Source organism: Clostridium sp. Cult1 (assembly GCF_021655095.1).
Lineage (GTDB): Bacteria > Bacillota > Clostridia > Tissierellales > Tepidimicrobiaceae > Schnuerera.
This window is the reverse complement of sequence record NZ_PPXW01000001.1, coordinates 1,042,269-1,065,175: the sequence shown is the minus strand read 5'-3', so window position 1 is coordinate 1,065,175 and position 22,907 is coordinate 1,042,269. Positions and strand designations below refer to the sequence as shown.

General features: G+C 31.4%; 24 protein-coding genes and 1 other annotated feature. Of the genes, 22 read left to right on the top strand and 2 right to left on the bottom strand.

The annotated features are described in order from the left end of the window. The first annotated feature begins 13 nt into the window (after nucleotides 1–13). The 18 genes from tgt to C3E89_RS05110 all read left to right on the top strand — a co-directional run bounded on the left by tgt (nucleotide 14) and on the right by C3E89_RS05110 (nucleotide 16,882). Entirely contained in the window at nucleotides 14–1,132 is a 1,119-nt protein-coding gene (gene tgt, locus C3E89_RS05195) for a tRNA guanosine(34) transglycosylase Tgt (RefSeq protein WP_236911415.1), read from the top strand. 71 nt (nucleotides 1,133–1,203) lie between these two features. Beyond that, a complete protein-coding gene (yajC, locus tag C3E89_RS05190; protein WP_236911414.1) occupies nucleotides 1,204–1,518 on the top strand; it encodes a preprotein translocase subunit YajC in 315 nt (104 codons plus the stop codon). 197 nt (nucleotides 1,519–1,715) lie between these two features. Then, on the top strand, nucleotides 1,716–2,093 hold the full coding sequence (locus C3E89_RS05185) for a TIGR04086 family membrane protein (protein ID WP_236911413.1): 378 nt from the start codon (nucleotides 1,716–1,718) through the stop codon (nucleotides 2,091–2,093). A 68-nt stretch (nucleotides 2,094–2,161) separates the two neighbouring features. Continuing rightward, the gene (gene scfA, locus C3E89_RS05180) at nucleotides 2,162–2,302 is read left to right on the top strand and encodes a six-cysteine ranthipeptide SCIFF (RefSeq protein WP_236911412.1); all 141 of its coding nucleotides are present in this window, start codon (nucleotides 2,162–2,164) and stop codon (nucleotides 2,300–2,302) included. 68 nt (nucleotides 2,303–2,370) lie between these two features. Continuing rightward, complete coding sequence (scfB, locus tag C3E89_RS05175; protein ID WP_236911411.1) at nucleotides 2,371–3,732, top strand: thioether cross-link-forming SCIFF peptide maturase; 1,362 nt, start codon at nucleotides 2,371–2,373, stop codon at nucleotides 3,730–3,732. A 42-nt stretch (nucleotides 3,733–3,774) separates the two neighbouring features. Further along, a complete protein-coding gene (gene secD / locus C3E89_RS05170) occupies nucleotides 3,775–5,037 on the top strand; it encodes a protein translocase subunit SecD (RefSeq protein WP_236911410.1) in 1,263 nt (420 codons plus the stop codon). 11 nt (nucleotides 5,038–5,048) lie between these two features. After that, a complete protein-coding gene (gene secF, locus C3E89_RS05165; RefSeq protein WP_236911409.1) occupies nucleotides 5,049–5,921 on the top strand; it encodes a protein translocase subunit SecF in 873 nt (290 codons plus the stop codon). 95 nt (nucleotides 5,922–6,016) lie between these two features. Beyond that, on the top strand, nucleotides 6,017–6,382 hold the full coding sequence (locus tag C3E89_RS05160; protein ID WP_236911408.1) for a LapA family protein: 366 nt from the start codon (nucleotides 6,017–6,019) through the stop codon (nucleotides 6,380–6,382). Between the two features lie 39 nt (nucleotides 6,383–6,421). Further along, nucleotides 6,422–8,194, top strand: coding sequence for a single-stranded-DNA-specific exonuclease RecJ (gene recJ, locus C3E89_RS05155; RefSeq protein ID WP_236913441.1), 1,773 nt, complete (start codon nucleotides 6,422–6,424; stop codon nucleotides 8,192–8,194). Nucleotides 8,195–8,368: 174 nt separating this feature from the next. Next, complete coding sequence (locus C3E89_RS05150) at nucleotides 8,369–10,534, top strand: RelA/SpoT family protein (protein WP_236911407.1); 2,166 nt, start codon at nucleotides 8,369–8,371, stop codon at nucleotides 10,532–10,534. Nucleotides 10,535–10,550: 16 nt separating this feature from the next. Beyond that, on the top strand, nucleotides 10,551–11,000 hold the full coding sequence (dtd, locus tag C3E89_RS05145; RefSeq protein ID WP_236911406.1) for a D-aminoacyl-tRNA deacylase: 450 nt from the start codon (nucleotides 10,551–10,553) through the stop codon (nucleotides 10,998–11,000). An 11-nt stretch (nucleotides 11,001–11,011) separates the two neighbouring features. Next, the gene (locus C3E89_RS05140) at nucleotides 11,012–11,632 is read left to right on the top strand and encodes an MBL fold metallo-hydrolase (RefSeq protein ID WP_236911405.1); all 621 of its coding nucleotides are present in this window, start codon (nucleotides 11,012–11,014) and stop codon (nucleotides 11,630–11,632) included. A gap of 52 nt (nucleotides 11,633–11,684) precedes the next feature. After that, complete coding sequence (locus C3E89_RS05135; RefSeq protein WP_236911404.1) at nucleotides 11,685–11,855, top strand: hypothetical protein; 171 nt, start codon at nucleotides 11,685–11,687, stop codon at nucleotides 11,853–11,855. An 11-nt stretch (nucleotides 11,856–11,866) separates the two neighbouring features. Beyond that, complete coding sequence (gene hemZ / locus C3E89_RS05130) at nucleotides 11,867–13,339, top strand: coproporphyrinogen dehydrogenase HemZ (protein WP_236911403.1); 1,473 nt, start codon at nucleotides 11,867–11,869, stop codon at nucleotides 13,337–13,339. Between the two features lie 37 nt (nucleotides 13,340–13,376). Continuing rightward, nucleotides 13,377–13,575 (top strand) — a binding site (T-box leader). 43 nt (nucleotides 13,576–13,618) lie between these two features. Continuing rightward, the gene (gene aspS / locus C3E89_RS05125; protein ID WP_236911402.1) at nucleotides 13,619–15,391 is read left to right on the top strand and encodes an aspartate--tRNA ligase; all 1,773 of its coding nucleotides are present in this window, start codon (nucleotides 13,619–13,621) and stop codon (nucleotides 15,389–15,391) included. 45 nt (nucleotides 15,392–15,436) lie between these two features. After that, nucleotides 15,437–16,162, top strand: a complete 726-nt coding sequence (locus C3E89_RS05120; protein ID WP_236911401.1) for a tRNA threonylcarbamoyladenosine dehydratase — start codon at nucleotides 15,437–15,439, stop codon at nucleotides 16,160–16,162. After that, on the top strand, nucleotides 16,150–16,575 hold the full coding sequence (locus C3E89_RS05115) for a SoxR reducing system RseC family protein (RefSeq protein WP_236911400.1): 426 nt from the start codon (nucleotides 16,150–16,152) through the stop codon (nucleotides 16,573–16,575). Before C3E89_RS05120 ends, C3E89_RS05115 begins: the two co-directional genes overlap by 13 nt. 28 nt (nucleotides 16,576–16,603) lie before the next feature. Next, entirely contained in the window at nucleotides 16,604–16,882 is a 279-nt protein-coding gene (locus tag C3E89_RS05110; protein WP_236911399.1) for a metal-sensitive transcriptional regulator, read from the top strand. Here C3E89_RS05110 and C3E89_RS05105 read toward each other — a convergent pair. Both C3E89_RS05105 and C3E89_RS05100 read right to left on the bottom strand, forming a co-directional pair. Next, complete coding sequence (locus tag C3E89_RS05105) at nucleotides 16,879–17,316, bottom strand: threonine/serine exporter family protein (protein ID WP_236911398.1); 438 nt, start codon at nucleotides 17,314–17,316, stop codon at nucleotides 16,879–16,881. The two genes, C3E89_RS05110 and C3E89_RS05105, sit on opposite strands and share 4 nt — an antisense overlap. Next, nucleotides 17,316–18,104: a threonine/serine exporter family protein gene (locus C3E89_RS05100; RefSeq protein WP_236911397.1), complete on the bottom strand. Its 789-nt coding sequence runs from the start codon at nucleotides 18,102–18,104 to the stop codon at nucleotides 17,316–17,318. The genes C3E89_RS05105 and C3E89_RS05100 overlap by 1 nt, the downstream gene beginning before the upstream one ends. A gap of 159 nt (nucleotides 18,105–18,263) precedes the next feature. On the opposite strand from C3E89_RS05100, the gene glyA reads away from it, so the two are divergent. The 4 genes from glyA (at nucleotide 18,264) to plsY (ending at nucleotide 22,875) form a co-directional block, all read left to right on the top strand. Further along, the gene (glyA, locus tag C3E89_RS05095; RefSeq protein ID WP_236911396.1) at nucleotides 18,264–19,496 is read left to right on the top strand and encodes a serine hydroxymethyltransferase; all 1,233 of its coding nucleotides are present in this window, start codon (nucleotides 18,264–18,266) and stop codon (nucleotides 19,494–19,496) included. A 121-nt stretch (nucleotides 19,497–19,617) separates the two neighbouring features. Next, nucleotides 19,618–20,949: a DUF512 domain-containing protein gene (locus C3E89_RS05090; RefSeq protein WP_236911395.1), complete on the top strand. Its 1,332-nt coding sequence runs from the start codon at nucleotides 19,618–19,620 to the stop codon at nucleotides 20,947–20,949. Between the two features lie 10 nt (nucleotides 20,950–20,959). Continuing rightward, nucleotides 20,960–22,276 (top strand): ribosome biogenesis GTPase Der, encoded by a 1,317-nt coding sequence (der, locus tag C3E89_RS05085; RefSeq protein WP_236911394.1) that lies wholly within the window; start codon nucleotides 20,960–20,962, stop codon nucleotides 22,274–22,276. A gap of 2 nt (nucleotides 22,277–22,278) precedes the next feature. Beyond that, the gene (gene plsY, locus C3E89_RS05080) at nucleotides 22,279–22,875 is read left to right on the top strand and encodes a glycerol-3-phosphate 1-O-acyltransferase PlsY (protein ID WP_236911393.1); all 597 of its coding nucleotides are present in this window, start codon (nucleotides 22,279–22,281) and stop codon (nucleotides 22,873–22,875) included. The last annotated feature ends 32 nt before the right edge of the window (nucleotides 22,876–22,907 follow it).

Below are 22,907 nucleotides of genomic sequence, written 5' to 3'. Positions count from 1 at the left end.
GAGGAGGAACAGGATGGCAGTAGAGTTTAGACTGATAAAGGAATCAAATGAATGTTTAGCACGATTAGGGGAGTTAAAGACTCCCCATGGGGTTATAGAGACTCCAATCTTCATGCCTGTTGGTACTAAAGCAACGGTTAAGGCTATGACTCCTGAAGAGGTTAAAGATTTGGGAGCTCAAATAATATTGAGTAATACCTATCATTTATATTTAAGACCTGGACATAAGCTAATAGAAGAAGCTGGTGGATTGCATAAATTTATGAATTGGCAAGGACCTATTTTAACGGACAGTGGCGGTTTTCAAGTATTTAGTTTAGGAGATTTACGAAAGATTACTGAAGAAGGAGTGGAATTTAGATCCCATATAGATGGTTCTACCCATTTTATTAGCCCTGAAAAATCAATAGAGATTCAAAATTCTTTAGGTTCTGATATTATGATGGCTTTTGATGAATGTACTCCTTACCCATCAAGCTATGAATATGCAAAGGAATCTATGGAAAGAACTACAAGATGGGCAAAGAGATGTAAAGATTTCCATAAAGACTGGGAAAAACAAGCTTTATTTGGTATAATACAAGGTGGAATGTATAAAGATTTAAGGGAAAAAAGTGCTAAAGATATTATAGATATTGGTTTTTCTGGCTATGCTATAGGAGGGCTTAGCGTTGGAGAACCAAAGGATTTAATGTGTGAGATGTTGGATTTTACTACTCCACTTCTACCTAAAGATAAGCCTAGGTATTTGATGGGGGTAGGAACACCTGATTACTTGTTTGAGGCAGTTATTAGAGGAATAGATATGGCTGATTGTGTATTACCAACTAGGATTGCTAGAAATGGTGCAGTTATGACCAGTGAAGGCAGATTGACCATTAGAAATGCTAAATATGCTAAGGATTTCTCTAGACTAGATCCAGAATGTGATTGTTATACTTGTAATAATTATTCACGAGCGTATATAAGGCATTTATTTAATGTGAATGAGATATTAGGCGCTAGGTTAGCTACAATCCACAATCTATACTTCCTTATTAAATTAATGGATAATATTAGAAAGGCTATAAAAGATGATAGGTTATTAGAATATAGAGAAGAATTTTACAAAAAATATGGATATATTGATTAAATAAAGAAGGGTTTTCGACTTCTTTGTTGAATACTTATAAATAGAAAAAAGATGAAAAGGAGGATGTATTAATGGCAGCAGCAAATGCAGGAGGAGCAGGTTTAGGAGGTTTCATCATACCTATAGCTTTTTTAGTCATCTTTTATGTATTTGCAATAAGACCTCAAAAAAAGAGGGAAAAAGAAATTAGAGAGATGAGGGAAAGTCTTAGAGTTGGAGACGAAATCATAACTATTGGTGGCATCTATGGTAAGATAGTTAAATTAAAAGATGATATGGTTACCATAGAAGTAGGTGCCAATAAGACAAAAATTGATCTTACTAAATGGGCAATAGGTTCAACTATCAACAAACAAGAAGTAAAAGAAAATAACGAAGAAAAATAGTTTAAAAGCTTCCTTTTTAAAGGAAGTTTTTTTATAACGAATAGTAAAGTTCTCACTTTAAAACATGAACAGAAAATAATTTTCCGTAAATTTGTTTGAAAAGCTACCTTACTAATATTTTGATAAAAGCTTTTTCTATATTAGTAATAAATTCCACCTAAAATTAATAAGTTTAAAGTAAAAAGGGAGGTGGAATTATGAGGGATAAGTCCTTAGATAAAGGAATCTATATTGTTAAAAGTCTTGCAATAACTTTTATTATTACCTTGATTTTGGTGTTAATCGTGTCCGTATTACTTACCTATACATCAGTTAAAGAATCTAGAATACCCTTATTAAATACCATAGTTATGATTATCAGCATCACCATTGGCAGTGTATATATGGCTATAAAAGTAGAAGAAAGTGGTTGGCTATATGGTGGGATAATTGGAGCTTTATATTTTTTAGTTCTAGTATTGCTAAATTATTTATTTATTAAACCCTTTATTTTGGATATATATTCAATTAGTAAATTCTTCATAGCTTTAATAACTGGTATTATCGCTGGTATCATAGGTATAAATATAAAATAAAACTTTAATTAATAATATATTTATGATATAATCATTTAAGTATTAAGCTGCATAAAGGAGGGTTTTAGATGAAATACATTAAGACTATATCTGGAAGTAATTTAAAGAGTACTTTGGCAAAAGGTGGTTGCGGAGAATGTCAAACTTCTTGTCAATCAGCTTGTAAAACTTCGTGTACGGTAGGAAACCAAAAATGCGAAAATAGATAAACTATAAAGGCAGTGGTTTTAACCACTCCTTTTTAATTTAATCGATATGGATATTTAGGAGGAGTATCATGGCCATTGGAGAAAAGATTCATAAATTTAATTTGAATGATAAGAATATAGTATTGGATATTAATAGCGGCGCAGTTCATTTAGTAGATGATGTGGTATTTCATATACTGGATTATTTTGAAATGGAGACTTTAGATGAAATTATTGAATTATTAAAGGATAAATATGATGAAAAAACTGTATCTGAAGCATATAAAGAGATTAAAATATTGGAAAAAGAGGGGGTTCTCTATTCTGAAGAATCTAATGCAGTGGATATAAGGTATAATGAAGATAATGTAATAAAAGCACTATGCTTACACATAGCTCATGATTGTAATTTAAGATGTAACTATTGTTTTGCATCTCAAGGAGATTTTAAAGGGGACAGATCTTTAATGGATCTTAATGTAGGGAAAAGAGCTTTAGAGTTTTTAATAGAGAATTCTGGTAATAGAAGGAATTTAGAAGTAGATTTTTTTGGTGGAGAACCTTTAATGAACTTTGATTTAGTTAAAGAGCTTGTACATTATGGTAGGCAATTAGAGAAAAAAAACAATAAGCATTTTAGATTTACTATTACTACCAACGGTATATTATTGGATGAAGATAAGATAGATTTTATAAATGAACATATGGATAATGTGGTCTTGAGTTTGGATGGTAGGAAAGAAATAAATGATAATATGAGAAAGACAGTATCTGGAAAAGGAAGTTATGATATAATATTACCTAAATTTAAAGATTTAATTAAAAAAAGAGGTGACAAGGATTATTATATTAGAGGCACCTTTACCAGCTATAACTTAGATTTTTCTAATGATGCCCTAGATTTTTACCATAATGGATTTAGAAAAATATCAATAGAACCTGTAGTAACGGAACCAGATATGGATTATGCTTTAAGAGAGGAGCATATTGGATCTGTATTAGAGGAATATGAAAAATTCTCTAAGGAATATATAAATATAAAAAAGCAAGATAAGGATTTTCTGTTTTTCCATTTTATGATCGATTTAAACCAAGGTCCATGTTTAGCAAAACGAGCCGTAGGATGTGGTGCTGGATCAGAATATATGGCCGTAACCCCCCAAGGAGATTTATATCCTTGCCATCAGTTTGTAGGTGATGAAAGTTTTAAAATAGGAGATGTATTTACTGGGATTAATAATGAAGAACTTAGGGAAGAATTTAAAAGAGCCAATGTTTTCAATAAAGAAGAATGTAGGAATTGTTGGGCTAGATTTTATTGTAGTGGTGGTTGTCATGCTAATGCTTATAACACCAACAATGATTTAATGAAACCCTATAAGATAGGCTGTCAAATGGAAAAGAAAAGGATAGAATGTGCTATTTCCGTTTTGGCAAATTTACAAGATTAGATAAAAGTTTAACACCCTAATTTAGCATAGGAGGTAATTGGAATGAATATGAAAAAAACCCTACTATTTATACTAATTATTGCTATAGTAGGTTTGGCTTCTTATACTGCGTTATATGGTATAGAAATTGGGAAAGTGAAAATTACAAAAGCAAAGGATTCTATTGATTTAGGTTTAGATCTGGCTGGAGGCGTTTACGTAATTTTAGAAGCTCAGGCAGATTTACAAGGTGAAGAACTTCAAAGAGCCATGGACCAAACTATTATGGTAATTAACAAGAGAGTAGATGGTTTAGGAGTTGCAGAACCAAGCATTGTAAAGGAAAGTAATAAGAGGATTAGAGTAGAATTAGCAGGTATTGATAATCCTCAGGAGGCGATAGATATTATTGGCAAAACTGCTCAATTACAATTTATCGATCCTGAAGGTAATGAGATTTTAACTGGAAAAAATGTAAAAAACTCAGAAGCTAGATACCAACAAACTGAATTTGGAGATAAACCAGTGGTATCTTTAGAATTTGATAAAGAAGGTTCAACTAAATTTGCTAATGCAACGGCAGAATTAGCAGATAAGAGAAATCCAGTAGATAAAATTATATATATTGTATTAGATGGAGAGGTAATATCAGCCCCTATAGTAGATGAACCTATTAAAGATGGTAAAGGAGTTATTTCGGGTGAATTCACTGTAGAGGAAGCTAATAATTTGGCTAATTTAATTAGAGCTGGTGCTCTACCTGTGGAGATGAAGGCTTTACAATCAAGAGTTATTGGTCCTACTTTAGGTTTGGAAGCATTTGAAAAAAGTATTAAAGCTGGTGCTATTGCTATATTATTTATATTTTTATTTATGTTGATCTTTTATAGAATACCAGGGCTTATAGCCAGTATTGGACTTACTATTTATGTTCTAATAGTTGTTTACTCTATGAAATTCTTAGGGGTAAAATTAACATTGCCAGGTATTGCAGGCCTTATATTATCTATTGGTATGGCAGTAGATGCCAATGTATTGATATTTGAAAGAATAAAAGAAGAGATAAGGAATGGTAAATCTATTAGGGCTTCTATAGATTATGGATTTAAAAGGGCTTTAACTTCTGTCTTAGATTCTAATATAACAACTTTAATAGCTGGTTTTGTTCTATACTATTTTGGCATAGGGCCTATTAAAGGTTTTGGGGTTACATTGATATTGGGAATTATTGCATCAATGATAACTTCAGTGTTTGTTACAAAGCATTTATTAAAACTAACAGTAGAAATTTCAAATACTAAAAATACAAAATTGTATGGAGTATAAGGGGTGAAAATATGAATATCATAAAAAATAGAAAGATTTTTTACACCATATCCTTAGCTATTATAATTATTGGTTTGATAATGATGGTGGTTAAAGGGTTGAATTATGGAATTGATTTTACTGGTGGTACTTCTATCCAGATTAAAATTGGAAAGATGGTAACCGTTGATGAGATAAGAGAAATTATGAATGAATATGATAATGATGCTAGTATTGTCCATGTGGGAAACAATAAGGATGAAATAATAATTAAAAGTAATAAGGATTTTGATAATGAGCAGATAGACCTAATAGTAGATAGATTTGTTGAAAAATATGGGATTGAAAAAAAGGAATTTCAATCTGAAAAATTCGTAGCTACTATGGGAGAAGAAATAAAGAAAAAGGCTTTGTTATCATCTTTAATAGCCGCAGTAGGTATGTTAATCTATATTACTTGGAGGTTTGAATTACGATTTGCTATTGCTGCAATTGTTGCATTAGTCCATGATATATTGATAACTTTATCAATATATGCTATATTTGGTATACCGGCAAACAATGCATTTATTGCTGCTATATTGACTATTATTGGATATTCTATAAATGATACTATAGTTATATTTGACAGAATTAGAGAAGAAACTAGACTTAATCCAAGACATTCCCTTGAAGACTTAATCAATGATAGCGTAAAGAAATCATTAACTAGGACCATTAATACTTCAATAACCACCTTAGCAGCTGTAATAATATTATATATAGTGGGAGTAGAAGATGTAAAAGTATTAGCCCTACCCCTTATTTTTGGTATAATTTCTGGAACCTACTCATCATTATTTATTGCCAGCCCAATATGGTATGGGCTTAAAAATAGAGAAGGTTTGAATACAAAAAGAGCATAAAACTGCCTATATGGCAGTTTTATGTAATTAATCCTTTATTTTTGGGTAATAATCTTGTAACATAGAATTAATTAAATCAATGGGGAGGGTCATCTATGGAAAAAGGTTTTATTCTTTCGCTAATTTTTGCAGCTATAGTTGCGATATTTGCTTTAAAAAATGGGGACAAGGTATTAATTGATTTTTTATTTACAAAAGTAGAAATTTCTCAGGCTATTATAATTTTCGGTTCTGCAATATTAGGTGCAGTGACAGTATCAATATTGACCACAATGAAAAATATAAAATTTAAAAAGGAAATTAAGGAGTTAAATAAGAAGATAAACAGTATTCAAGAAGAAAAAGATGATTTAAATATCATATTAGAAGAAAAGGAGAGGAAAATCCAATTTTTACAAGACGAGAAAAATATTAAAGATACATATATAAAAGATGAAGAGGAAACAGGAAACGAAGATTAATTTTATATTTAAAGGACAGAATACAATAGGAGTGAAATTATTTTGGAAAGATGGTATTTAAGAAATGTGAAAGTAGATTTAGATCAAATATCAGATAGATTGGGAATAAGCAAGCTATTAGCAAAAATCATAGTGAATAGGGGTATCAAAGATTTAAAATTGATGGATAGCTTTATCTATCCTAGTTTAGATAAACTTCATGATCCTAGACTTATGGTGGATATAGAACTAGGAGTGAATTTAGTAAAAAACAGCATAAAGGGAGGAGAAAAGATAAGGATTTGTGGAGATTATGATCAAGATGGGAATTCATCCATACTAACCCTTTATAATGGGATCAAAAGATGTGGTGGAAATGTGGATTATGTAATACCTCATAGGGTAAGAGATGGCTATGGAATAAATGAAAGAATTGTTAAAAAAGCTAAAGAAGACGGTGTTCATCTAATAATAACTTGTGATAATGGAATTACAGCTTTTGATGCAGTTAGATTGGCAAAGAGTTTAGGCATTAAAATTATAGTAACAGATCATCATGATGTAAGTTTTATTGAAGATGAAGAAGGAAATAAAGAATATATTTTACCGGAAGCAGATGCGGTAATTAATCCTAAAAGGCCAGATTGCAATTATCCCTTTAAACTTCTTTGTGGTGCAGGAGTGGCTTTTAAGTTTGTACAAGTTCTTTATGAAGAGTTTGGCATAGATGTTGAAGAATCCTATGAATTATTAGAATATGTAGCCATGGGTACTGTTTGTGATGTGGTAGACTTAATAGATGAAAATAGAATAATAGTAACTGAAGGCTTAAAAAGAATAAACAATACTAAAAATATAGGATTAAAGGCCTTAATCAAAGCCACTGGATTAGAAGGCAAACAGATCAACACCTATTCCCTTGGATTTATATTAGGTCCCTGTGTTAATGCATCTGGCAGATTAGATAGTGCAGAAATAGCTGTTGAAATGTTTTTAACTAAGGATCCTGAGTTAGCAAAAGAATATGCAGAAGAGCTGTATGAATTAAATGAAGAAAGAAAAGGCATGACGGAAAAAGGCTTAAAAAGAGTTATTGAACAAATAGAACTAGGCGGATTGGAAGAAGAAAAAGTATTTGTAATATATGAGCCAGAAAGCCATGAAAGCATAGTGGGTATCATAGCAGGTAGAATAAAGGATAGATATTATAGGCCTACTATACTATTGACCCAATCAAAGGATGAAAACACAATAAAAGGTTCCGGTAGATCAATAGAAGAATACAATATGTTTGAAGAAATATCTAAGTGTAAAGATTTGTTAGTTGGATTTGGTGGGCATCCTATGGCAGCGGGAGTATCTTTAGACATATCTAATTTAGAAAGTTTTAGGGAAAGGTTGAACGGACAAGCATCTTTATCAGGAGAAGACCTTTTACCCAAAGTATATATAGATGTTCACTTGCCTTTAGATTATATAAGCTTTAATTTAATAGAAGAGTTAAAGATTTTAGAACCTTTTGGAAAAGGAAATCCAAAGCCTTTATTTGCTGCTAGGAATATTCCTGTAAAGAAAGGGTTTATATTAGGTAAGAATAGAAATGTACTTAAATTACTTCTTGAAACAAGAAGAGGAAAGGTTATAGATGGACTTTATTTTGGTGATATCGAAGGATTTGAAAATAGATTAATAGAAAAGTTTGGTATAGATGAGATTAAAAAAATGTATAAAGGCATTGATAACAATATAACAATCGATATTATTTATACTCCAAATATCAATGAATACATGGGCAATAAGAGCTTACAAGTCATTATACAAAATTATCGATAGATTTGTTTTTAAAAAATAATGATGAAAAAACTTTAATTATGATATATAATTGCTATAATATCTTTATATCTTTAAATTTTTAAAACGATAATTATAGTTGTTTTAGATTTAATATAAATTAAGTGAAAATTGAAACAATATTTGCTTATAAATTATATGGAACAGGTGAATTTAATGATTGAAAATCTATTGTCTAAAATTGAAGAATACAATCCTCATATTGATATGCAAAAAATAATAAAGGCTTATAATTTTGCAGAATATGCTCATCAAGGACAATTAAGAAACTCTGGTGAAGTATATTTTGTACATCCATTTAATGTGGCAATGATACTGGCAGATTTAAATATGGATGGAACTTCCATAATTGCAGGTTTACTTCATGATGTATTGGAAGATACGAGTGTAGATTATGAAACTTTATCTAAAGAATTTGGGGAAGAAGTAGCTAATTTAGTAGATGGAGTTACAAAATTGAAAAAATTGAAATATAAGACAAAACAGGAAAGCCAAGCAGAAAATTTAAGAAAAATGGTATTAGCCATGGCTAAGGATATTAGAGTAATTATTATTAAATTGGCTGACAGACTTCATAATATGAGGACTTTGGAATATATGAGTGAAGAAAAGAAAAAGGAAAAGGCTTTAGAAACCTTAGAAATATATGCTCCATTAGCTCATAGATTAGGAATGTCTAAGATAAAATGGGAGCTAGAAGATTTATCTCTTAGATACTTAGATCCAGAAGGTTATTATGATTTGGTGGATAAGGTATCTAAAAGAAGAAAAGAAAGGGAAGCATATATTCAAAGGATAATAGATGAGATAGATGAGAAATTAAAAGAAATGAATATCTCTAGAGATATAAGTGGTAGACCAAAGAGTTTTTATAGTATATACAAGAAGATGGTTTATCAAAATAAAAGCTTTGAACAGATATTTGATTTAACTGCTATAAGGGTCATTGTAGATACTATAAAAGATTGTTATGGTGTTTTAGGCATTGTCCATACTATGTGGAAGCCTATTCCAGGAAGGTTTAAGGATTATATAGCAATGCCTAAGCCCAATATGTATCAATCTCTTCATACTACCGTAATTGGGCCAGAGGGAGAAATATTTGAGGTTCAAATAAGGACTTGGGAGATGCATAGAACTGCAGAATACGGTATTGCTGCCCACTGGAAGTATAAAGAAGGCAATGTAAAGACAGATAATTTCGATGAAAAATTAACTTGGTTAAGGCAATTGTTAGAATGGCAAAAGGAATTAAAGGACCCTAAGGAGTTTATGGAGACTTTAAAGATAGATTTTTTTACAGACGAGGTATTCGTCTTTACTCCTAGAGGGGATGTTATTAATTTGCCTAATGGATCTACTCCTATTGATTTTGCATATAGGGTTCATACAGCAGTAGGAAATAATTGTGTTGGAGCTAAGGTAGATGGCAGAATTGTGCCTTTAGATTATAAACTTAAAAATGGAAATATTGTAGAAATACTTACATCAGCCAGTAGTAATGGTCCTAGTAGGGACTGGTTAAAGATAGTAAAAAGCAGCCAAGCTAAAAATAAAATACGTCAATGGTTTAAACGAGAAGAAAAGGATTTAAACATTATTAAAGGTAAAGAATTGTTGGAAAAAGAAGTAAAAAGACAAGGGTATAAATTGACAGATATTCTGAAGGAAGAATGGCTAAAAAGTACAGCAAAAAAACTAAGTTTAAGCACATCTGATGATTTATATGCTGGGTTAGGGTATGGAAGTATCACTATATCTCAAGTGATGTCTAGATTAAAGGAATTATATAAAGAACATTATCAAATTAAAGATGAAAAGGAATTTATTGAAAGTAAAATAAAAGAATCTACTACAACTAGAAAGGATAGTAAGTTTACTCAAGGTATTAGTGTTAAAGGTGTTGATAATATAAAGGTTAGGTTTTCTAAATGTTGCAATCCAGTGCCTGGTGATGAAATAATAGGCTATATTACTCGAGGAAGAGGAGTATCTATCCATAGAAAGGATTGTCCAAATATATCTTTTATTGAAGGCAATGAAAGATTTATAGAAGTATTTTGGGATACTGATGAAAAAGCAGAATATCCTGCAGAAATTCAGATTAAAGGGACAGATAGACCTGGGTTGCTTACTGAAATTACTCAAAGAATTACTGAAGCTGAACTTTCTCTACTGTCTTTAAATGCTAGAACTAATAAGGAAAGATTGGCTGTAATCAATATGACTTTAGAGATAAAAGATATAGATCAATTAAGGGAGTTAATGAGGAAGATTAAAAGGTTAAAAGGTGTAATCGATGTATATAGAGTTACTAGTTAAGGAAAGGAAGGTATAGATGAGAGCTGTAGTACAAAGGGTGTCAGAAGCAAGTGTAAAAGTTGAAGGAAACATAGTTGGAGAAATAGATAAAGGTTTATTAGTTCTTCTTGGTGTAGGAGAAGAAGACAATGATAAAGATTTAGAATATATGGTTGATAAAATATTAGGCCTTAGAATATTTGGAGATGATAATGGAAAAATGAATTTATCTTTGTTAGATATTGGTGGAGAAATGTTAGTGGTGTCCCAGTTTACATTATATGGTGATGTTAGAAAAGGGAAAAGACCAAGTTTTTCTACTTCAGCCCATCCAGATAAAGCAGAAAAAATCTATAATCAGTTTGTTGAAAGATGTAAGGATAAGGGTATAAGGACAGAGAAAGGTATCTTTGGGGCAAATATGGAGGTAAATTTATTAAATAATGGTCCTGTGACCATATTAATTGATAGCAAAAAAACTTTTTAGGAGGGATAATATTGAAAGTTGTAAGGATACCAGCAGGGATTTATGCTGCAAATTGTTATTTAGTCTATTCAGAAGATAATAAAGAAGCCATAGTAATTGACCCAGGTGGAGATGAAGATGACATTTTAACCCAAATAAAGAATTTAGGTTTAGATATTAAGTATATAATTCTTACCCATGGTCATGGGGATCATATTTCTGGTGTCAATGGAATTAAAGATTATACTAAAGCACCATTGGCTATCCATAAGGAAGATGAATATCTGTTAAAGGATGGTAGAAGTAATTTATCAAGTATGATGGCAATGGGTACTGTAGAGATTACAGCTGATATTTTACTTAATGATGGTGACAAAATAAGCTTTGGAGGTTTAACTGCAGAAGTGATCCATACACCAGGCCATACTCCTGGAGGCATAAGTATTAAAATTGGTGACAGTATATTTACTGGAGATACTTTATTTGCAGGTTCAATTGGTAGAACGGATTTCCCTAAAAGTTCCTTTGAAGCTATTATGGATTCGATCAAAAATAGAATAATAATTTATCCAGACGATACTATAGTATATCCTGGACATGGCCCTTCATCTACTATAAGAAATGAAAAAGAATCTAATCCATTTATAAAGTGATAGAATTAGAAGCCATCTTTTAGGGAAAGATATACCCTAGGAGGTGGCTTAAATGACTAAAAAATTAAAGCTTGTCCGGAGTAAAGGGAAAAAGGGTGTGGATTTACATGATATATATGATTTAATTGAAATGGGACTGGATAAAGAAGAAATATCAAAGGAATTCGGTATTTCTAAAAAATATATTAAAAAGATGATTGAAGATTATTATGAAGATTATTAAGGGGAGTAAATATGATTTATGTAAACTTAGTGGGTCATGATTTTAAATATGAAGTATATGAGCTAATAAAGGTTTTCTATTTTGGTGAAGAAATAATTTTTATTGATGATATAAGTGATTTTAAGGAAGGCATTTTAATAATAAATGAGCTAGATGGTATTAATGATAGAATAGAATCTAGTACAAGGATTTATAATGATGATAATTTAATTTATGAGGGCTCTGTAAAGAATATAGAAAAAATTGGAGTGGATAAAGCTAATAATAAAAAAAGAATACGAATTGGGGTAAAACAAAGTGTATATCAGGCATTGAACAGTATAGCTCATATTAGGGCACCTTGGGGAGTATTAACTGGAATTCGACCAGTCAAAATAGTCCACAACCTTTTAGATGAGGGAAAAGATGATAAAAATATTATAGATATTTTAACTGGAGAATATAAATTATTTTCACAAAAAGCTCATTTAATATTGGATATTGGGAAGGAGCAGAGAAAATATCTATATCCTTTAGATGAAAATAGATTTAGCCTATATTTAAGTATTCCTTTCTGTCCTACTAGATGTTTATACTGTTCTTTTCCTTCTTTGAATATAAATAGATATGGATATTTAATAAAGGATTATATAGATAGGCTTATTTATGAGATAAATAAAATAGGGGAATTAATGGCAAAAAAAAGTATTTCCACCGTATATATTGGTGGTGGAACCCCCAGTGCTGTTCCCCCATATCAATTGGAGAAAATAATACAAGCTATATATGATAATTTCCATAGAGATGATATAAAAGAAATAACAGTGGAAGCAGGTAGACCAGACACTATAGATACTGAAATGTTGAAGATGCTAAAAAGGAATAAAGTAGATAGGATTAGTATAAATCCTCAGACTATGAATGATAACACATTGAAATTAATAGGAAGACAACATAGTAGCCAAGATATAATAAATACCTACTATGAAGCTAAGAAAATTGGTTTTGATGTTATAAATATGGATTTAATAGTTGGACTTCCTTCTGAAGGAGTAGAGGAAATAAAAAGGACATTAAAAAAACTAGAGAATTTAGATCCTGAAAATTTGACTGTGCATACATTAGCGGTAAAAAGAGGTTCTAAATTTATTGAGACTATGGATATTTACCAAATTGAAAATCAAGGTATAATAGAGAACATGTTGGATGAAACCAAAACATTTGCAGAAAAGATGAAGCTTAATCCTTATTACCTATATAGACAGAAACAGATTATGGGTAATTTTGAAAACATAGGTTATGCAAAAAAAGGAAAAGAATGCATATATAATATTAAGATGATGGAAGAAAAGGAAACAGTTCTTGGGCTAGGTATGGGAGCAGTATCTAAGATATTTTTTCCAAAAGAAGATAGGATAGAAAGAATACCTAATGTAAAATCCTTGACGGAATATTTGGAAAGAGTTGAGGAAATGGTAGATAGAAAGGTTAAGATACTATCTTGACACTAATAAAAATATATCTTATAATGATTAAAAACATATGGAAACTATGAAAAGGAAGAGTAGTTAAATCCCTTAGCTATAGAGAGTCAGGATTGGTGGAAACTGATGCTAATATTTAATGAAGACACCTTGGAGTTAACAAACTGAGTTTGTTCGCATTTATTGCGTTATATTATTGAGTGAGGTAAAAGCCTAATTAGGGTGGCACCGCGAGAAAATAGCCTCTCGTCCCTGAGCATCAGAGATGAGAGGTTTTATTATTTTAAGGAGGTAGTATTTATGAGAGAAAAGATGGGAAATTTAAGAAGGACACATATGTGTGGAGATTTAAGAACATCTCATATAGATGAAAAAGTAGTTTTAATGGGATGGGTACAAAGGGAGAGAAATTTAGGCTCTTTAATATTTGTAGACTTAAGGGATATAACAGGAATATGTCAAATAGTATTTGACAGTACAGTGTCAGAGGAAATATTTAAAAAAGCAGAAAAGGTAAGGTCTGAATATGTATTAGCTGTTAAAGGAATTGTAAGGAAGAGAGAATCTGTAAACAAGGATATCCCTACAGGTGAAGTAGAGGTTTTAGCAAAAGAGTTAAAGGTACTAGACGAATCTGAAACACCCCCTATTTATGTAAAAGATGATGACAATGTAGCAGAAAATATGAGATTAAAATATAGGTATTTAGATTTGAGAAAGCCTTCTATGCAAAATAAATTAAAGATGAGGCATAAAGCTGCAAAGGTAGTTAGGGATTTTCTGGATGAGAATAATTTTGTAGAGATAGAGACACCTATGCTTACCAAACCTACCCCTGAAGGAGCAAGGGATTACTTAGTGCCCAGTAGAGTAAATCCAGGGCATTTTTATGCTCTTCCTCAGTCTCCTCAGCTTATGAAACAGCTTTTAATGGTTTCAGGTATGGATAGGTATTATCAGATAGTAAAATGCTTTAGAGACGAAGATTTAAGAGCCAATAGGCAGCCTGAATTTACCCAAATCGATATAGAAATGTCCTTTGTAGATGTAGATGATGTAATAGAGATGAATGAAAAAATGTTATATAGAATATTTAAAGAGTTAATAGGAGTAGAAATAGAACTTCCAATTAAAAGGATGACTTATAAAGAAGCAATGGGAAGGTTTGGGGTCGATAAACCGGATCTAAGGTTTGGGTTTGAATTGGTGGATATTACTCATATAGTTAAGGATTCACAGTTTAAAGTATTTAGTGGTACAGTAGCAAATGGAGGTTATGTAAGAGGTATAAATGTAAAGGGTTATGGTGATGAATTTTCACGAAAGGATATAAATACTTTAGAAGATTATGTTAAAACCTTTGGAGCTAAAGGTCTAGCTTGGATAAAGGTAACAGAAGAAGGTATCACTTCTCCTATTGCCAAGTTTCTATCGGAAGAGGAACTAAATAATATATTAAATAAAATGAATGGAGAAATAGGAGATTTACTATTGTTCATAGCTGATAAATCAAAAGTAGTATTTGATAGCCTAGGCAATTTAAGGAATGAAGTAGCTAAAAGGCTTAATCTAATAGATAATTCTGAGATGAAATTAGTATGGATAACCGAATTTCCATTATTCGAATACGATGATGAAGAAGAAAGATATGTAGCTAAGCACCATCCTTTTACTCATCCAATGGAGGAAGACATAGATTTGTTAGAAACTGAACCAGAGAAAGTTAGAGCAAAGGCTTATGATATAGTTATTAACGGAGATGAAATGGGAGGAGGTAGCATCAGAATTAGCGATCCAGATTTGCAAAAAAGGATGTTTGCTGCTTTAGGTTTTACAGAAGAAGAAGCATGGAATAAATTTGGTTTCTTACTAGAGGCCTTTAAATATGGTACTCCTCCCCATGGAGGCATTGCTTATGGCTTTGATAGGTTGATTATGCTATTGACCAATACTTCAAACATAAGGGATGTTATAGCATTTCCAAAAACTCAATCTGCAACTTGTTTATTAACAGGAGCTCCTTCTGAAGTTTCTGAGGAACAATTACAGGAAGTACACATTAAATTAGATTAAAATAATATTAAATAATAGTCTATTTATATTTGAAAGGAGAATAGAATGGATAGTCGATTTTCAAGAACTGAACTACTATTAGGAGAAGAAGGCATGAAAATCCTTAAAAATGCAAGAGTAGCTGTATTTGGAATAGGTGGTGTAGGTTCCTTTGCATCTGAGGCATTAGTTCGAGCAGGATTAGGGAGGATTATTATTGTAGATTATGATATAATAGATATAACTAATATAAATAGACAGATTCATGCTACCTCCAAAACTGTAGATTTACCAAAAGTTGAGGTAATGAAGGATAGGTTATTGGAAATAAACCCAAGTTTAGATATAATAGCAATTAGGGATGTTTATAAAGATGAAAATAAAGATAGACTATTGTCGCAAGATTACGATTATGTAATAGATGCTATAGATATGGTTTCAGCTAAAATTAATTTAATAGAAAATTGTAAAAGATTAAATATTCCAATTATATCCTGTATGGGGGCAGGAAATAAATTGAATCCAACTATGCTCCAAGTTGGAGATATTTATAAGACTAATACCTGTCCATTAGCTAAGGTAATGAGAAATGAATTGAGAAAAAGAAATATTAAGAATTTGAAGGTAGTATGGTCAACAGAAAAACCAATAAAGGTTAATTTAGAAAAAGAAGGTACTAGGAAAGCGGTACCTGGTAGTGTTTCCTTCGTTCCTTCAGTGGCTGGATTGATTCTTGCTTCTGAAGTAGTAAAAGATTTAGTATTTGGAGGTGTTTCTCTGTGGAGCAATTAGGATATGTACGCAAAACCAGTAACAATACAGCTGAAGTAGAGGTAAGGCGAATTGCTGGATGTGGTGGAGGTTGCAGTAGTTGTGGTGGAGGTTGTAGTGCACCTAATATAGTAATAGAATTAGAGAATAGAATTGGAGCTAAGACTGGAGATTTTGTTGAAATTAAGGCTAAATCAAAGAATATAATAAAGTATGCATTAATCGCTTATATGATTCCTTTTGCTATGCTGATTGTAGGAATAGTGTTAGGAGTAAATTTATTTCAGTCTATGGATATTGCTAATTATGAAACCTTAGGTTTCCTTATGGGAATAGTGTTCTTAGCGGTTTCATTTATTATAGTAAAATTAATAGATAGATCTATAAAAAAGAAAAATGAAAATGCCATGGAAATGGTAAGGGTTTTGGAATAAATTTATTTAGTAAAAGGAGGAAATCGGGTTGACTCTTGAGACAAAGGATAACGAGGCCATAATACGACGTCTTAGAAGAATAGAAGGACAAGTTAAGGGAATTCAAAAAATGGTAGAAGAAGGCAAGTATTGTGGTGATATATTAATTCAAATAGCAGCAGTTCGAGCTGCTATGAATTCAGTAGGTGGATTGATATTGGAAAACCATATGAAGGATTGCTTGAAAAACTATCTAGATGGAGTAGCTGAGGATGAAGTATTAGACGATTTAGTAGACACTATGATCAAATATACAAAACAGAATTAATCCTTGTTTTTTACTCGCCTAATAGATTTAGATAAAGATGTAGATATTATAAGACCTATAGAGATAGCAGCTGCTATGAAAAAGGTCTCGGTACCTTTGTTTGCAGCCCCATGAAAGTCTTTTTCTACTAAGGCTAACATAGTATAATACATGCCAGCACCGGGTACTAATGGAACTATTCCAGGTACTATAAATACGGTTGCTGGTTTTTTATAATGTCTTGCGAACAATTCTCCTAATACACCTGCAGTAACTGCAGCAAAAAATGTTCCCGTTATATTGCTATTAAATATATTTGAACTTATATAGAAAACAATCCATCCCGTAGCTCCTACAAATCCAGACCTTAGTATGGAATCTTTAGGGATGCTAAATAAAATAGCAAAGCCTGTTGAAGACAAAAAAGCAAAAACGAAGTTTTTCATTATAACCATTATATCATCCCCTTAAAATATATATTCAATATAATACCTACTCCAAAAGCAATGGCTAAAGCAGAAAATATAGCCTCCATACCTCTCGATAAACCAGAGACGAAATCACCAGATATGGTATCCCTCATAGCATTTGTTATTGCTACACCGGGAACTAAGGGCATAATTGAAGCTATGATAATAGTATCCATACTTTTACCTAAACCAATTTTAATGGAAATTATAGATAAAATTGAAGCTAAGGCTGCTCCAATAAAATTATTTATGAAAAAAGTCATTTTGTATTTGCTAATTTTATTTATGGCTATAAGAACTACTAAGCTCACCAAATAGCTAGATATAAAATCTAAAATAGTACCACCAAATAAAAGGGAGAAAAAGGCAGAAGCTAGACTACCAAATAAAGATTTTATAAGCATATTATAGTTGTTAATTTTACTGATGCTTCGAAGCTTAGCTAACCCTACATCTACAGATATATTAGAATTTACAAATTCCCTTGAAAATTCGTTTAATAAATTTATTTTATTTAAATCGATTTTGGTGGATTTAACCCTAATAAGATAGGTTATAATCTCACCTTCAAATTCAAGGGAGGCAAAGATGCCTGTAGGAGTTGCAAAGGCATCTGCATATTTAATTCCAAATCTAGACTTACATATTCTTTCGATAGTGTCTTCAGCCCTATAGGTTTCCGCTCCATTTTTCAACATGGTTTTACCTGCTAAAATAGCTAATAATAGTAGTTTTTTTGCATCAGATCTATCGTTATTTCGACTAAAATCCATATTTTTCACTCCATATGTATTAATAGTATTGTAAATACTAATAATTAACTATATAATTAATTAGGAAGGAACAAATAAAATTAGTTTACCCACTATATTATTATACTATGAATTAGTAATAAATAAAATTTTTTTCAAAAGAAAGGAGAATATTATAATATGGATTTTACTAATTTAAAGAAATTCGATCCAGAAGTAATGGAAACAATAGAATTGGAAACAAGAAGGCAACAGGAACATATAGAGTTGATCGCATCTGAAAACTTTGTTACTCCACAAGTAATGGAAGCAATGGGAAGTCAAATGACTAATAAATACGCTGAAGGATATCCAGGTAGAAGATACTATGGTGGTTGTGAGTATGTTGATATGGTAGAAAACTTAGCTATTGAAAGGTTGAAAAAGCTATTTGGAGCAGACCATGCAAACGTTCAACCCCATTCTGGTTCTAATGCCAATTTAGGAGTGTACTTTTCAGTATTAAAACCTGGAGATAAAGTATTGGGGATGAATTTATCACAAGGTGGCCATTTAACTCATGGTAGCCCAGTAAATATTTCTGGTACCTATTTTAATTTTGTTGCCTACGGAGTAGATAAGGAAAAAGAAGTTATAGACTATGATCAAGTTAGAGAAATTGCACTAAAAGAAAAACCTAAAATGATTGTGGCAGGTGCTAGTGCTTATCCAAGAGTAATAGATTTTTCTAAATTTAGAGAGATAGCTGATGAAGTTGGAGCTTATTTAATGGTGGATATGGCTCATATTGCTGGTTTAGTAGCTGCAGGTCTTCATCCAAATCCAGTACCATATGCTGATTTTGTAACTACTACTACCCATAAGACTTTAAGAGGACCTAGAGGGGGAGCAATCCTATGCAAAGAGAAATATGCTAAAGCGATAGATAAAGCTATTTTCCCAGGAATTCAAGGCGGTCCTTTAATGCATATAATTGCTGCAAAAGCTGTAAGCTTTGGTGAAGCATTACAAGCTGATTTTAAAGATTATCAAAATCAAATTATTAAGAATGCGAAGGTGTTGGCAGAAAGCTTAATGGATAGAGGCTTTAGATTGGTATCAGGTGGCACAGATAATCATCTAATTTTAATTGATGTGAGAAACAAAGGTTTAACAGGTAAAAAGGCAGAAGAATTATTAGAGGCTGTTAATGTAACAACAAATAAAAATACTATTCCTTTTGATCCAGAAAGTCCTTTTGTAACTAGTGGAGTTAGAATTGGTACTCCTGCAGTAACTACAAGAGGTATGAAGGAAGAAGAAATGAAAAGAATTGCTGAAATTATTGATCTAGCTCTTGATGAGACTAATACTAGGGAAGAAGTCAAAGATAAAGTTCTAGAACTTTGCAAAGACTTTCCTTTATATGCATAATAAATATATAAGCCTACAGTAAACTGTAGGCTTATATATTTATAATTTTAAACTATGTAATAATTGAGTATTCTGCTATAATAAAATAGATGATTCAAATAAATATATGGAAGGTTATATTATGGAACTAAAGAAGATTTATGATTATAGGAATATTATTGAAAGGATTGTTAAAGGAAGTATTGCAGAAGAATTAGGAATTGAGCCTAAGGATATATTGTTATCTATTAATGGAGAGAAGGTTAAAGATATCATCGATTATAAGTTTTTAATATCTGATGATTATGTTGAAGTAGAAATTGAAAAAGAAACTGGAGAAGTCTGGATTTTAGAAATTGAAAAGGATTACGATGAGGATTTAGGTATTGAGTTTACCAACCCATTAATAGATAAGGCTAGATCCTGTAGAAATAAATGTATTTTTTGTTTTATTGATCAATTACCTCCTAATATGAGGGAGACTCTATATTTTAAAGATGATGATTCTAGACTATCCTTCTTACAGGGGAACTTCATTACATTAACTAATATGAGTGATGAAGAGATTGATCGGATAATTAAATATAGACTAAGTCCAATAAATGTTTCTGTTCATACAACCAATCCTGAATTAAGGATAAAGATGTTGAATAATAAAAATGCAGGAAAGATACTTTCTACACTTCGAAGATTTAAAGAGGCAGATATTAGAGTTAATTGCCAGATAGTATTAGTACCTCAGGTTAATGATGATAAGGAGCTAGTAAGGACTTTAAAAGATCTTTCTAGCTTATATCCTAGCGTTGAAAGCGTAGCAGTGGTCCCTGTAGGATTGACTAGGTTTAGAGATAATCTTCATAAGATTATACCTTTTAATAAGGAAAGTGCTATGGAATTGTTGAATCTAATAAGGGATGAGCAAAGTAAATTCATGAATGAAATTGGAACTAGGTTTGTTTTTGCATCTGATGAATTTTATGCTATAACAGATGAACCCTTACCTAAGTATGGAGAATATGAAGGTTTTCCTCAGTTAGAAAATGGAGTAGGATTATTAAAAACTTTTGAGCATAGTGTTGATGAAGAATTAAGTAGTATTGATGAAAAAATTACTTTAAATAATAAATATATCATAGCTACAGGGACATTGGCAGAAGGTTTTATGAATAAAATAAAGAATAAGATATTGAAAAAGTTTATAGGTTTAGAATTAAAAGTGATTGCCATAGAAAATAATTTCTTTGGAAAATCTATTACAGTTTCTGGTTTAGTAACAGGGCAAGATATTATTAGTCAATTAGAAGATTATAAAGATGTAGACGGTATAATAATACCAAAATCAATGTTAAGGACAGAGAGTAATGTTTTTTTAGATGATTTAACTATAAAGGATATAGAAAATAGATTAAAGGTTAAAATAATTCCTGTAGAGGTTTCAGGTAGAGAATTTGTAGATTTATTTAAAAGAGGTTGAGGTGATAAAAATGGATAGACCAGTTGTATGTATAGTTGGTAGACCTAATGTGGGAAAATCAACTCTATTTAATCGAATAGTAGGTAGAAGAATTGCTATTACTGAGGATAGTCCAGGAGTAACTAGAGATAGGATTTATGCTGAAGCAGAATGGTTGAATAAATATTTTACTTTAATAGATACGGGAGGATTGGAGCCAGAATCAGAAGAGATAATTCCTGTAAATATCAGACGTCAGGCAGAAATGGCTATAGATACAGCAGATGTAATATTATTTGTAGTAGATGGACTGGATGGGGTTACTTCTACAGATAGAGAAATAGCTAATATACTAAGAAAATCAGGAAAAGAAGTATTATTAGTATGTAATAAAATCGATACCCACAAAACCCCAGATGAAATTTTCGAATTTTATGAATTGGGGATAGGAAATCCAATAATTATATCTGCCGAGCAAGGTTTAGGCATAGGAGATCTATTAGATGTAGTAATTAAACATTTTCCAGAGCACAAGGATACAGAATACGATGATGAGTTGATTAAAGTAGCTATTATAGGGAAACCAAATGTTGGGAAATCTTCTTTAATAAATAACATTTTAGGGGAAGATAGGGTTATTGTAACGAATATACCTGGTACTACTAGGGATGCAATAGATACCTACTTTACTTATGAAGAAGATAAGTATGTATTTATTGATACAGCAGGGCTAAGAAGAAAACGTAGTATTTATGAAAACATAGAAAGGTATAGTGTTGTTCGTACTCTTTCTGCTGTAGATAGATCAGATTTATGTGTATTGATGATTGACGCTACAGAAGGAGTTTCAGAACAGGACACTAAAATTGCTGGTTATGCCCATGAAAACGGAAAGGGAATTATAATTGCAGTCAACAAATGGGATTTAGTAGAAAAGGAAACCAATACTCATTTAAAGTTTGAAAAGAATATAAGAAATAAGTTAGCTTTTATTTCATATGCTCCTATCGTATTTATATCTGCTAAAACTGGAAGAAGGGTAGATAAACTATTCCAGCTATTAAAAGTAGTTAATAATAACAATAATTTAAGAATAAGCACTGGTGTATTAAACGATATAATCAATGAAGCAGTATTATTAAACCAACCACCTTCTGATAAAGGAGTTAGATTGAGAATATATTATGGGACCCAAATTGCTGTTAGGCCACCAAAGTTTTTGCTTTTTATAAATAAACGACAACTTATGCATTTTTCCTATCAACGATATTTGGAAAACCAGATTAGAAAGTATTTTGGCTTCGATGGAGTACCTCTTCAATTTGATTTTAAAGAAAAGGGTGAGTAAGTTTGAAGGTTCTACTAGTTGCTGGAATTTCATACTTAATTGGAAGTTTTTCTTCTGCTTATGTATTGGGTCAAATGTTTAAAAAAGTGGATATAAGAGGTTATGGTAGTGGTAATGCAGGGGCTACCAATGCTTTAAGAGTTTTCGGTAAAAAAATAGGGGGATTAGCTTTTATTCTAGATGTACTTAAAGGTGTTTTGGCTGTATATATTGGAGGAAATATATTAGGGTATAATGGGGAATTAATAGGGGGATTATTTGCAGTTGTTGGGCATAACTGGCCTGTTTTTCTTAAATTTAAGGGGGGCAAGGGTATTGCTACTTCCTTTGGCGTACTCTTGTCTATTCATTGGCCTATAGCAATTATATCCCTAATATTTTTTCTATTGGTCGTAATAATTACTAGATATGTATCTTTAGGGTCAATTCTTTCAGCCATTTTGGTGCCAATTTTAGGGCTTGTAACCAATAAACCATTTAACTGGAATTTTGTTATTGTAACTTTTATATTAGCAATGCTAGCCATTTATAGACATAGAAGTAATATTGAAAGGTTAATCCATGGAAAGGAATACAAAATAGGGGAAAAAACGGAATAGGAAGATAAAATAACGACAAGGGAAAAAGTTAA

Bases quoted from the DNA above. Each gene is read 5' to 3' on its own strand.
- C3E89_RS05105 (WP_236911398.1), bottom strand. From the start codon at position 17,316: ATGGTTATAATGAAAAACTTCGTTTTTGCTTTTTTGTCTTCAACAGGC.
- C3E89_RS05100 (WP_236911397.1), bottom strand. From the start codon at position 18,104: ATGGATTTTAGTCGAAATAACGATAGATCTGATGCAAAAAAACTACTA.
- scfB (WP_236911411.1), top strand. From the start codon at position 2,371: ATGGCCATTGGAGAAAAGATTCATAAATTTAATTTGAATGATAAGAAT.
- C3E89_RS05090 (WP_236911395.1), top strand. From the start codon at position 19,618: ATGGAACTAAAGAAGATTTATGATTATAGGAATATTATTGAAAGGATT.
- secD (WP_236911410.1), top strand. From the start codon at position 3,775: ATGAATATGAAAAAAACCCTACTATTTATACTAATTATTGCTATAGTA.
- der (WP_236911394.1), top strand. From the start codon at position 20,960: ATGGATAGACCAGTTGTATGTATAGTTGGTAGACCTAATGTGGGAAAA.
- C3E89_RS05135 (WP_236911404.1), top strand. From the start codon at position 11,685: ATGACTAAAAAATTAAAGCTTGTCCGGAGTAAAGGGAAAAAGGGTGTG.
- tgt (WP_236911415.1), top strand. From the start codon at position 14: ATGGCAGTAGAGTTTAGACTGATAAAGGAATCAAATGAATGTTTAGCA.
- yajC (WP_236911414.1), top strand. From the start codon at position 1,204: ATGGCAGCAGCAAATGCAGGAGGAGCAGGTTTAGGAGGTTTCATCATA.
- dtd (WP_236911406.1), top strand. From the start codon at position 10,551: ATGAGAGCTGTAGTACAAAGGGTGTCAGAAGCAAGTGTAAAAGTTGAA.
- C3E89_RS05160 (WP_236911408.1), top strand. From the start codon at position 6,017: ATGGAAAAAGGTTTTATTCTTTCGCTAATTTTTGCAGCTATAGTTGCG.
- hemZ (WP_236911403.1), top strand. From the start codon at position 11,867: ATGATTTATGTAAACTTAGTGGGTCATGATTTTAAATATGAAGTATAT.
- glyA (WP_236911396.1), top strand. From the start codon at position 18,264: ATGGATTTTACTAATTTAAAGAAATTCGATCCAGAAGTAATGGAAACA.
- secF (WP_236911409.1), top strand. From the start codon at position 5,049: ATGAATATCATAAAAAATAGAAAGATTTTTTACACCATATCCTTAGCT.
- C3E89_RS05185 (WP_236911413.1), top strand. From the start codon at position 1,716: ATGAGGGATAAGTCCTTAGATAAAGGAATCTATATTGTTAAAAGTCTT.
- scfA (WP_236911412.1), top strand. From the start codon at position 2,162: ATGAAATACATTAAGACTATATCTGGAAGTAATTTAAAGAGTACTTTG.
- aspS (WP_236911402.1), top strand. From the start codon at position 13,619: ATGAGAGAAAAGATGGGAAATTTAAGAAGGACACATATGTGTGGAGAT.
- C3E89_RS05150 (WP_236911407.1), top strand. From the start codon at position 8,369: ATGATTGAAAATCTATTGTCTAAAATTGAAGAATACAATCCTCATATT.
- C3E89_RS05120 (WP_236911401.1), top strand. From the start codon at position 15,437: ATGGATAGTCGATTTTCAAGAACTGAACTACTATTAGGAGAAGAAGGC.